At 44.3% G+C, this 12,422-nt stretch carries 7 protein-coding genes; all 7 read left to right on the top strand.

From position 1 onward, the window contains the following. Window positions 1–64 precede the first annotated feature (64 nt). The 7 genes from hscA (at window position 65) to pbpC (ending at window position 12,353) form a co-directional block, all read left to right on the top strand. Window positions 65–1,912: a Fe-S protein assembly chaperone HscA gene (hscA, locus tag ABLA85_RS12495; protein WP_367964568.1), complete on the top strand. Its 1,848-nt coding sequence runs from the start codon at window positions 65–67 to the stop codon at window positions 1,910–1,912. 2 nt (window positions 1,913–1,914) lie between these two features. Beyond that, on the top strand, window positions 1,915–2,250 hold the full coding sequence (gene fdx, locus ABLA85_RS12490; RefSeq protein ID WP_367964566.1) for an ISC system 2Fe-2S type ferredoxin: 336 nt from the start codon (window positions 1,915–1,917) through the stop codon (window positions 2,248–2,250). A gap of 27 nt (window positions 2,251–2,277) precedes the next feature. After that, entirely contained in the window at window positions 2,278–2,472 is a 195-nt protein-coding gene (gene iscX, locus ABLA85_RS12485; RefSeq protein WP_038267874.1) for a Fe-S cluster assembly protein IscX, read from the top strand. A 222-nt stretch (window positions 2,473–2,694) separates the two neighbouring features. Beyond that, complete coding sequence (gene pepB, locus ABLA85_RS12480; protein WP_367964651.1) at window positions 2,695–4,005, top strand: aminopeptidase PepB; 1,311 nt, start codon at window positions 2,695–2,697, stop codon at window positions 4,003–4,005. Between the two features lie 206 nt (window positions 4,006–4,211). Then, window positions 4,212–4,640 (top strand): enhanced serine sensitivity protein SseB C-terminal domain-containing protein, encoded by a 429-nt coding sequence (locus ABLA85_RS12475; RefSeq protein ID WP_367964564.1) that lies wholly within the window; start codon window positions 4,212–4,214, stop codon window positions 4,638–4,640. 203 nt (window positions 4,641–4,843) lie between these two features. Then, window positions 4,844–9,895, top strand: coding sequence for an alpha-2-macroglobulin (locus tag ABLA85_RS12470; RefSeq protein ID WP_367964562.1), 5,052 nt, complete (start codon window positions 4,844–4,846; stop codon window positions 9,893–9,895). A gap of 118 nt (window positions 9,896–10,013) precedes the next feature. Continuing rightward, entirely contained in the window at window positions 10,014–12,353 is a 2,340-nt protein-coding gene (gene pbpC, locus ABLA85_RS12465) for a peptidoglycan glycosyltransferase PbpC (protein WP_367964561.1), read from the top strand. Window positions 12,354–12,422: the final 69 nt, after the last annotated feature.

Raw genomic sequence — 12,422 nt, 5'->3', positions numbered from 1 at the left:
CAGGATGCAGCCAACAAAGCTGCAACTTGAAAGACGGGTATAAAGAGTTTTTATAGAGGCACACATGGCTTTATTACAAATCGGTGAACCTGGTTTATCTGCCGCACCACACCAGCGTCGTCTGGCTGCGGGGATTGATCTTGGCACAACACACTCCCTGGTTGCAACGGTCCGCAGTGGTCAGTCTGAGACCTTAGCAGATAGTGAAAACCGTCATTTGCTTCCTTCTGTTGTACAATACCGCAAAGATGAAATTCAAGTTGGTTGGCAGGCACGCCAACAGGCGGCTTCTGATCCTGTTAACACTATAAGTTCCGTCAAACGTATGATGGGGCGTTCTCTGGCTGATATTCAACAACGTTATCCGAATCTCCCTTACCAGTTTCAGGCTAGTGAAAATGGGTTACCGTTAATTGAGACTGTGTCAGGTCTGGTCGATCCTATTCAGGTTTCTTCTGAAATATTGAAATCGTTGGCTCAACGGGCAGAAGAAACCTTGAATGGTAAACTTGATGGTGTTGTTATCACTGTTCCTGCTTATTTTGATGATGCTCAACGTCAGGGAACGAAAGATGCCGCACGTTTAGCGGGCTTACATGTCCTTCGTCTCTTAAATGAACCAACCGCAGCGGCTATTGCCTATGGGCTTGATTCGGGTCAGGAAGGGGTTATTGCAGTTTATGACTTGGGTGGTGGAACATTTGATGTTTCTATCCTGCGTTTAAGTCGCGGCGTCTTTGAAGTGTTGGCAACAGGCGGAGATACCGCGCTTGGTGGAGATGATTTTGACCACCTGCTGGCAGACTGGATCCGTGAGCGGGCAGGTATCATTGATAATAGCCACGGCTTACAACGTCAATTGCTGGATATTGCGACACAAACCAAAATTGCCTTGAGTGATACAGATTCAGTGACGATCAACATTGCTGACTGGCAAGGCAGTATTACCCGTGATGAATTAAATGAATTGATCACGCCACTGATTAAACGCACCTTAATGGCTTGCCGTCGGGCGTTGAAAGATGCGGGTGTCACTGCCGATGAAATATTACAGGTTGTGATGGTAGGTGGTTCGACGAGAATACCGCGCGTACGTAGCATGGTTGGGGAGTTTTTTGATCGTGAACCATTAACCTCTATCGATCCGGATAAAGTTGTCGCGGTTGGTGCGGCAATTCAGGCTGATATTTTGGTCGGTAATAAACCTGATAGCGAAATGTTGCTATTGGACGTTATTCCACTGTCACTGGGCCTTGAAACCATGGGGGGGCTGGTGGAAAAAGTGATCCCTCGCAATACCACTATTCCTGTTGCCAGAGCACAAGAGTTTACGACTTTTAAAGACGGGCAGAGTGCAATGAGCATCCATGTTGTTCAGGGTGAACGCGAGCTGGTGGCAGATTGCCGTTCACTGGCACGTTTCACACTGCGTGGGATTCCTCCACTGCCGGCTGGTGGTGCTCATATTCGTGTTACTTTTCAGGTTGATGCTGATGGTTTGTTAAGTGTCAGTGCTCTGGAAAAATCGACGGGTGTTGAGGCTTCCATTCAGGTGAAACCTTCTTATGGTTTATCCGATGAAGAAATTGCCCGGATGATCAAAGATTCAATGACCAATGCGCAGGAAGATATTCAGGCGCGTAAGCTGGCTGAACAAAAAGTAGAAGCAGCACGTGTGTTGGAAAGTTTAACCAGTGCACTGGAAAAAGATGCTGATTTACTCAGCCAGGAAGAACATGCGGCAATTGATGCTGCCGTACAAGTATTAATTGAAAGTGCTCAGGGAACGTCTCCTGATGCGATTGAAAGTGCAATTAAACAATTGGACAAAAAAACGCAGGAATTTGCCGCGCGTCGCATGGACACATCAATCCGCCGGGCTTTGGCGGGCCATTCTGTGGATGAGATTTAATTATGCCTAAAATTGTATTTTTACCTCATAACGAACTTTGCCCTGAAGGCGCAGTATTGGAAGCTAAGGAAGGCGAATCGATTCTGGACGTTGCACTGCGTAATGGCATTGAAATAGAACATGCTTGTGAAAAATCCTGCGCATGTACGACTTGTCACTGCATTGTCAGGGAAGGGTTTGACTCATTGGAAGAAAGCTCTGAAATGGAAGATGACATGCTGGACAAAGCATGGGGGCTGGAGCCTGAAAGTCGGTTAGGATGCCAGGCCAAAGTTACTGATGAGGATTTGGTTGTTGAAATTCCTAAATACACGATTAACCATGCACGTGAGCACTGATCTAAGAACTAAATAGGAGCAAAGAAAATGAAATGGTCTGACAGCCGTGATATTGGCGAAGCACTATACGATAAGTTCCCGGATTTAGATCCTAAGACAGTGCGTTTTACCGATATGCATCAATGGGTTTGCGAGCTGGATGGTTTTGATGATGATCCGGAAAAATCCAACGAAAAAATATTAGAAGCCATTTTGCTGGTTTGGTTAGATGAATTTGAGTAACGCAAATCAGTTACCCAAATAACAAAGTTACCTAAACAACAAAGCCACACAAAAAAATAGTGCGAAAAAAGTGCAAACTCACCAATTCTTGTTCAATCACTTGGCATAGTCTGCATTTAATGAAAAACTGGCAACTGCCAGTTTTTTTGTATTCATCATGGTCCTTGCTGTAAAAACAGTGAAAATAAAATAAGAAGAGAGAAGAAAATGACAAAGCACGCTATACCGGCGCAAATCATGCCGATAACTCTGTCTTATGAGCCAGCTAAAGCATGCTGGGGTGAAAAAGCGCTAATCAGTTCGAATGATCAGGGAATTACAATTCATTTATCAGACAGCCAGTCGGATTTGAGTAGTAAATTGGCGGCTATCCAACGCGCCGGACGAAAAATTAATGGACAAGGTATCTCCAACGTTGCTTTGGCGGGTGATGGTTGGGATCTGGAAAAAAGCTGGACATTCTGGTTGGGATTCCGGGCACCAAAAGGGTTGCGTACTATTGAATGGCCACAACTGAGTGCAGTAGAAAAACAAGAGCTGGAGCACAGGATCAAATTTATCGACTGGGTGCGTGATACTACCAATATTCCAGCAGAAGAATTGGGGCCGGAGCAGCTTGCTCAGCGTGTCATTGATTTATTTAACGGTGTAGCAGGAACTGCAATCAGTTACCGCATTATAAAAGGCGATGCCTTACGTGAGCAGGGCTATGTGGGTGTACATACTGTCGGTCGTGGTTCCTCCCGTGTTCCTGTTTTTCTGGAATTGGATTTCAATCCATCGACAGATAAAAACGAACCTATATTCGCTTGCTTAGTCGGTAAAGGTATCACCTTCGATTCAGGGGGATATAGCCTGAAACCTTCCAACTCTATGGATTCCATGAAATCTGATATGGGCGGTTCAGCTCTCTTGTCAGGAGCATTGGCATTGGCGATTGGTCGTGGCCTGAAACAGCGTGTAAAACTATTCCTGTGCATTGCTGATAACCTGGTCAGCGGCAGTGCGTTCAAATTGGGTGACATTATTCGCTATCGTAATGGCAAAAGTGTTGAAGTCATGAACACTGATGCCGAAGGGCGTCTGGTACTGGCTGATGGCCTGATTGATGCCAGTGCGGCAAATGCGCCTCTTATCATTGACGCGGCGACATTGACTGGTGCGGCAAAAATGGCAGTAGGTAATGATTACCATTCTGTCCTCAGTTTTGATGACCAACTAGTGGCGGATTTATTAGCAGCAGCGGACGCAGAACATGAACTATTCTGGCGTTTGCCATTAGCCGAATTCCATCGTGGTCAATTACCATCCAATTTTGCTGATTTGAATAACATTGCTGCGTCTTCTCATTCAGCAGGAGCAAGTACTGCGGCTGCTTTTCTGTCTCACTTTGTAGAAAATTACAAAAAAGGCTGGGTACATATCGATTGTTCAGCGGCTTACCGTAAATCTGCGGTTGAACAGTGGTCGGCCGGTGCGACAGGGTGTGGTGTGCGCACCATCGCCAACTTATTGCTGACAAAAGCAAAATAAGGATACAGTGTCTTTGGCGAGGTAGCTGTAAACCGTCAGGTAATGCCATGATTTTTATGCACAAAATGTTATGATATCAAACTCATTTTAACATCGCCTTTCTTATCTGGCCTCCCTTTTATGGGGAGGCTATGATTGAGGAGCCTTTCGATGGTCGTTAACTTCAATTTGTTAACTTCAGTACAAATATGTGTTCGGAGATTTTCATGAGCTTGTCAAACGGGGTTGTTGCCACTGAAATTGAGGTTCCGAGTGGAAGTCGTATTACTCTCAGCCAACCAGAAGAACAGCCCATTCCGCTTATTGAAGCCTTGAGTCATTTATTTAAGCAATATAAGCCAGTACGACGGGCATTTCTGGTTATGGTGCACGATAAAAAACAGGATGAAAAACCTAACCTGCTTATCGGGTTAGAACTGAGTGGAGCATCTACAGATAATGACATTAATACGCTTATTCAGGCTGCTGGTGGAATAGCTTGTGAATATTTGAGTGAAGAGGAATCGGTGGATTTTTGTTTGCTGGATGAAAAAAATAGTGGAATTAGCCATTATCTGATCCAGCATACTCAGCCTTTTTATCAACGGAAGTTAGGCAGTTGGCTGAGGGATACCATTCCTGTATTGAATCAGTAAATAACGGTTAAGGTTAAGTTCTGTACCCACTCAGGGATCGTGTGATGATGAGTTTTGTCCGGCTTCTTTTTGTCATTTTCCTGCAATAAGCCAAAAATATTGCGGAAAGCCTCGAAAATCTAAAATCACAGATTTCTAAATCGGATAAATATCTATAAAAATACTATTCCAAACCAGCCGGCAAACGATAAGGATTACAGGTTATGCGTCAATATCAACTGAGGCAATGGGCAGCAAGGAGAAAGCGCTTCATCACATTAATGGTTGCTACGTTGTTTGCATTTTTTGCGCTATGTACCCTATCTGGATGTGATCAATCCCAGGATAATGAAAATACGGGAAAATCAGAAAAACCGACAATTTCAACAGCACAAAGAACAACTGATACTGCAAAACGAGAATTTCAATCATCTGTACCTCAACTACCACAAGAGCGTTATGCGGGTAAAGATGTCACTATCTTAGATGCGTCAGAGTTGCAGTTGGATGGTGCCAGTGCAATGGTCGTGACGTTTTCTGTTCCTTTGCAGATTGACCAGAATTTTTCTCAGAAAGTTCATCTGGTTGATGTGAAATCCGGAAAATTGGATGGTGCCTGGGAACTGTCTGATAACCAGATGGAGTTAAGGCTCCGTCATTTACCGCCTGATCGTGAGTTACAGTTATCGGTTGATGAAGGTTTAAAAGGCATTAATGGGCGTCAATTGGTAAGTTCCTATGAGAAAAAATTCCAGACTGCTCCCATTAAACCTACCGTTGGTTTTGCCAGCAAAGGGGTGCTTCTACCGAGTAAGACCGCAGAAGGTTTACCTGTTTTGGCACTTAATGTTGATCAGGTTGATGTCAATTTTTTCCGCATCAAAGAGACATCATTACCTGAATTCATCGCCGATTGGCAATACCGCAACAGTATGGAGTATTGGGATTCTGACAATTTCCTAAAGCGTGCTGACTTAGTTTATACCGGGCGTTTTGACCTGAATCCGGCACCTAATACTCGTGAAAAACTATTATTGCCACTGAATGATATTAAGGTGTTGCAAAAAAGTGGCGTTTATCTGGCTGTCATGCAGCAGGCCGGAAAATATACCTATAGTAATCCTAGTATGTTATTTACGCTGAGTGATATTGGTGTCTCAATGCACAGCTATCTAAATCGGATAGATGTTTTTGCACAATCATTGGAACAAGGTTCCAGCCTGAAAGGTGTTGAAATTCGTTTGCTGGATGACAAGGGACAGCTTCTATCAAAAAACACGACAGATAATAATGGTCACGCTACGCTGGAAAAAAATGCCAAGGCAAAATTATTGTTGGCTATCCAGGGCGATCAAACCAGTATGATCGATTTGTCATATCCTGCGTTGGATCTATCTGAGTTTGATATTGGCGGCACACAAGGGTATAGCAAGCAGTTTTTTGTGTTTGGCCCAAGGGATCTTTATCGTCCTGGAGAAACGCTGATTGTGAATGGCTTGCTGCGTGATGCTGATGGCCGTTCGTTGAAGCCCCAACCTGTAAAAGTTGATGTATTGAAAGCGGATAATCAGGTCGTGCGCAGTTTTGTCTGGCAACCTGAAAATGGACTCTATCAATATCGTTACCCAATCCCACAAACCGCAGAAACAGGCATGTGGTCATTGCGTTTTGATTTAGGTGACAACACTCCGCGTTATTACAAATTTAATGTAGAAGACTTTATGCCTGAACGTATGGCATTGGAAATTGAGGGAAATAATGGAAATAGACCAGTATTGAAAAATAAAAGTGTTAATTTTGCCGTAACTGGTCGTTACCTATATGGAGCGCCAGCAGTTGAGAACCGGCTGCAAGGCCAATTGTTTATGCGCCCAGCTCGTGATGCGGTGGCGAAATTATCAGGATATGAGTTTGGCTCCTCGAAAGAAGAGGGGTTGAGCAGAACTCTGGATGAGTTCGACTTGACGTTAAATAGTGAAGGAAAAACAGTCATTCCTGTCAGTGATGAGAATTGGAAATATGTAACATCGCCGGTAAAAGTTATCGTACAGGCCAGTTTGCTAGAATCTGGTGGGCGTCCGGTGACACGTCGTGCTGAGCAAGCTGTTTGGCCTGCTGACAAGCTGGTTGGCATACGTCCGCTCTTCAATAAAAAATCTATTTATAATTATCGTACAGGTCGTGATGAAAATCGCTATAACGTTGATGAAAACTCGCTGGCAGAGTTTGACATCGTTTATGCGGATGCTGATGGTAAGAAATATGCCACAAATGATTTGAGAGCTCGCCTGATATATGAACGCAGGGATAATTACTGGCGTTGGTCAGACAGTAATGGTTGGGATTCAGGATATGACCAGAAAGATTTGGTGATGGCAGATGAACCTGTCCAACTTGCGGAAAATGGTACAGCAAAAATCAGTTTCCCGGTTGAATGGGGTTCTTACCGCATTGAAATAGTGGATCAGAAAAATCAGCTTGTAACCAGCCTGAACTTCTGGGCAGGTTATTCATGGCAGGATAATACAGATGGAACAGGTGCAATCCGCCCGGATCAAGTCAAGCTCTCATTGGATAAACCCGCGTATAAACCAGGCGATAAAGTAAAATTGCATATGCTTGCACCACAGGCAGGTAAAGGTTATTTACTGCTGGAATCCAGTGATGGCCCGTTGTGGTGGCAGGAAATTGATGTTCCGGCAAAAGGTCTGGATATTGATGTACCCATTAATTCATTGTGGGCTCGACATGATTTGTATCTGACTGCGGTTGTTATACGGCCGGAAGATAAAAATCGTCAGGCAACATCGAAACGGGCAATTGGTGTATTGCATCTGCCGTTGATGGACGAAGGGCGTAAGCTGAATCTGACACTGAGTGCACCAGATAAAATACGCCCGAATCAGGATGTTAAAATCAAAATCAAGGCAACCCTTCAGAAGGGTAAAGATCAGCCAGTAAGTAAGGAATTGCCAAAGCAAGTTTATGTTCTGCTTTCTGCTGCTGATTCAGGTGTACTCAGTATTACTAACTTTAAGACTCCAGATCCTTATGAGGCATTCTTCGGGCGTAAACGTTATAGCGTTGATCAATATGATGTTTATGGACATTTAATTGAAACTGAAGGACGTAAAGCAAACTTACGCTTTGGTGGCGATGGTGATGAAAATGCTCTCGAAAGGGGAGGCAAAAAACCATTGACAGAAGTCAATATTATTGCTGTGCAAGCTAAACCAATTAGCTTGAATGCTAATGGAGAAGGTGAAATTACCTTACCTATTCCTGATTTTAATGGTGAACTCCGCTTGATGGCACAAGCATGGAGTGATAACGAATTCGGATACAGTGAGCGTAAAATGACAGTTGCTGCTCCGGTTGTTAGCCAGATGTCATTACCTCGTTTCATGGCAGGCGGCGATCAATCTCAGTTGGCATTAGATCTCACCAATTTAACTGAACAACCGCAAGTACTGACACTCAATTTCACTACAACCGGATTGATAAAGTTAGAAGATCCAGTAAGTAGAAGAATTATTTTGGAAACAGGAAAACGAACTACTATTCAAATTCCGGTCAAAGCGGATCATGGGTTTGGGCAGGGGGAAATTTTCCTGACAATTGATGGATTGAATGTACCCAACGAAAAACTGCAACAGTATACAAGTAGCTGGAAAATTGCGGTTCGCCCGGCATATCCTGCTGCAACCATACAGTTTGGTGATGTTATCCGACAAGGCGAAGAGTGGCAGTTACCACAAGTCGCTATTACTGATTTGATACCGGAAACACTGGAGGGGCAACTCCTACTGACCAGCAGGCCACCATTACAAATCGCACGTTATATTCGCGAATTATATGCTTACCCATATGGATGTTTGGAGCAGACGATTAGTGGGCTTTACCCATCACTCTACTCCAATGAAGCTGAACTGAAAAAATTGGATATCAGTACACAAAGTGACGAAAAACGGCGAGCAGCCATTGATGCTGGTATTACTCATTTGCTGAGTATGCAGCGTCATGATGGCAGCTTCTCGTTATGGGATCGTAATGGTGAGGAAAAGTTCTGGCTGACGGCGTATGCGGCAGATTTCTTATTCCGTGCCAATCAGCAAGGTTACAGTATCCCGGCTGATGCCCTGAAGGCTGCCAATAATCGGCTTCTGCGTTACTTGCAGGATAAAAATATTATTAACGATAGTTACAGCAGTTCACACAGTGAAACACAATTTTCTGTACAGGCATATGCGGGGTTGGTCTTGGCAAGCCAGCAAAAAGTGCCATTAAGTGGTTTAAGACAACTCTATGAACAACGAGGACGGGCTGGTAACGGTTTGTCCTTGGTACAATTGGGGATCGCGCTGAAAATGATGGGGGATGACACCCGTGGTAATGAAGCGATTCGTTCTGGTGTGAATAAATCCCGTCAATCCGGTTATAGGTTGCATGATTATGGTAGTACAATTCGTGACAATGCCTTGATTATTGCTCTATTGACTGAAAATAAGATAATGTTAAATGAGCGTGATGAAAAACTATTCAGTTTATCTAATGAGTTATCGGCACATCGTTACTTCTCTACACAGGAAAGTAATGCCATCTATCTGGCCGGGCGCTATTTTATTGATGCCAGCGAGCCGCCCTGGAAGGCGGTCATTAGTCAGCAAATACCACCGATTAACCGTGATAGCGCATTAAATGAAACATTGACAGCGAAACAGATCCTGAAAGGTATTGAAATCAGTAACCGTGGTGAGAGTACATTGTACTCACGTCTGAATGTGGTGGGTTATCCATTGCATGCACCAAAACCTTATTCAAATATTCTGAATATCAAGCGTACCTATCTTGATTTGAATGGTGAAAATTATTACCCGGATCGCCTGAAAAGCGGTGAAATGATGGTCGTGAAATTAGAAATCAGTGCGACAGAACCTGTATCGGATGCGCTGGTCGTCGATTTATTGCCTGCCGGGTTGGAAATTGAGAATCAAAATCTGGCGCATAGCAGTGCGAGTCTGAGTGAAAGCACTACTGCTTTGCAAAAGGGTATTAACGATATGCAGACGGCGAATATTCGCCATATCGAATACCGCGATGATCGCTTTGTTGCTGCTATTTCCGTTGAGCCTTATCGACCAGTCACCTTGCTCTATTTAGTCCGCGCAGTTGCACCGGGGGTTTATCAGGTGCCAGCACCACAAGTTGAATCTATGTATGTGCCGGTTTGGCGAGCAGTAGGTGAAACAGAGGAAAGGTTGGAGGTTGTGCGTTAATCACAAATCAGCCCTTATCTCCGATGAAATCCATCGGGTACATACCCAATAAATTTCAGTTGCTTTGCAGCCAACAAAGAAGCAGCTCGAAAGAGGAAGGACATAAGGGCTGAATTTTATGGATACAACTTTAATGATGAGATTCTTTCGTCGTATTTATCTGATCCCTCTGATAATTTTACTGATTCTGCTTCCCTCTCTATGGCTGGCTGATAAAATTTGGCCTCTGCCATTAAAAAACGTCAAAATGGCGCGCATTGTCATTGGAGCAGATGGTTCACCACTATGGCGTTTTGCTGATAATGAAGGAGTCTGGCGTTATCCCGTTACCTTGTCGCAAGTTTCTCCTGAATATATTCAGGCTCTGCTAGCCTATGAAGATCGTTGGTTTTACAAGCATCCCGGAATTAATCCCATCTCATTATTACGGGCAGCCTGGCAGGATATACGTGCCGAAAAGATTGTATCAGGAGGCAGTACTATCTCCATGCAGGTTGCTCGTTTGATAGATCCCCATCCACGTACTGTTGCAGGAAAATTGAAACAGATTTGGCGCACCTTGCAATTAGAGTGGCATTATTCCAAAGATGAAATTTTGCAGATGTATTTAAACCGGGCACCATTTGGTGGCACATTGCAAGGCGTTGGAGCAGCAAGTTGGGCATATCTGGGAAAGCCGCCATCAAATCTTTCATCTGGTGAAGCGGCATTACTGGCGGTATTGCCACAAGCACCAAGTCGTTTAAGGCCGGATCGCTATCCGAAACGGGCTCAGGCTGCCCGTGATAAGGTTTTGCAGAGATTGAAACGATATGGCGTTTGGTCAGCAGAAAAAGTAGCAGATATAGCAGGGGAAAATCTATGGCTTGCTCCCCGTCAGGTTCCTCAGCTTGCTCCATTGCTGGCAAGGAGAATGGTACAGGAAACTCAACAGGAAGTGATACAAACTACCATCGACACAGGGTTGCAGCGTCAATTGGAAGATTTGGTGCTCAACTGGAAGTATCAACTGGCGGAAAAAACGTCTGTTGGTGTACTGGTGGTTGATCATACGGATATGACAGTTAAGGCTTACATTGGTTCGGTAGATTTTCAGGATAACAGTCGTTTCGGCCATGTCGATATGGTCAGTGCATGGCGTTCTCCGGGGTCTACACTAAAGCCTTTTTTGTATGCAATGGCGCTGGATGATGGATTAATTCACGCTGAATCTCTTTTGCAAGATGTTCCCCGTCGTTTTGATGATTATCGGCCGGGAAACTTCGATAGTGGGTTTAATGGGCCGGTGAGTGCCAGCGAAGCACTGGTACGTTCATTAAATTTACCTGCGGTACAGCTTCTTGAAGCGTATGGTGCTAAAAGGTTCACTGCTAATTTGCGCAATGTAGGGATGGTATTGCGCTTTCCATTGGGCAGTGAACCGAATCTGGCACTGATACTCGGTGGAACATCAGTTCGTATGGATCAATTGGTTTCTGTTTATAGTGCTTTTGCCCGTCAGGGGAAAGTCTCTTCGTTGCGCTTTACCCCACAGCAGAAAATCCACGACAGACAGCTAGTTACGGCAGGTGCCGCCTGGATTGTCAGAAGGATTATGGCGGGGGAGAGTCGCCCATTGCCGGATAGTGTGTTGCCTGCTGAAGTACCATTAGCATGGAAAACAGGCACCAGTTATGGTTATCGCGATGCGTGGGCTATTGGCCTGAATGCTCGTTATACCATAGGTGTTTGGGTAGGAAGGCCGGATGGAACGCCAGTGGTAGGGCAATTTGGCTATGCTACAGCGATACCTATCATGAACCAGATTAATGGATTACTCATGAGAAATTTGCATTATGGTTCTCAGTATATTCCTGTTGATCCGAGGCCAGAAAGTGTCAGCCAGGCAGTTATCTGTTGGCCAGGTGGTACTGTACTTAAGAGAGAGGATAATAATTGTCGTCAGCGCCATTTAAGTTGGGTTTTGGATAATACGATCCCACCAACATTGCTGGCGGCGGAGCAGGAATCAATTTCAGGTATCAATGAACGGATATGGATAGATAAAAATGGTCTACGTGTTGCTTCTGATTGCCCTGATGCCAGACCTGAAGCAATAGCCTTGTGGCCGATTGCATTGGAAGCATGGTTACCAGAAAAAGAGCGGCGTTTAAATCGATTGCCAGCAATTAATCCTCAATGTCCTCCGATGAAAATAATAGATGAAGCACCATTGCTGATTGTGGGTATCCGTGAAGGCGATATTCTAAAACGTATTCCGGGGAAAAAGACGCTGGATTTGCGAATAGCAACACAAGGTGGTAGTGGGCAACAATGGTGGTTTTTGAATGGTGAGCAAGTTGCCATCACTGAAAATAACCAGCAATGGGTTAACGTCTTATCTCATCCGGGGAAATACCAACTTAGTGTTTTAGATTTGAGCGGACAAATCAGTGTAATCAATTTTGTGTTGCAGTAATTGAGTAATGGTTTGTGACATTGAATAAATATTCTACTATAAACATGAAGTTAACAGTGATTTTGGTTT

Source organism: Xenorhabdus sp. SGI246, assembly GCF_040838225.1.
Taxonomy (GTDB): domain Bacteria; phylum Pseudomonadota; class Gammaproteobacteria; order Enterobacterales; family Enterobacteriaceae; genus Xenorhabdus; species Xenorhabdus indica.
This window is presented reverse-complemented; position numbering and strand designations above follow the sequence as displayed.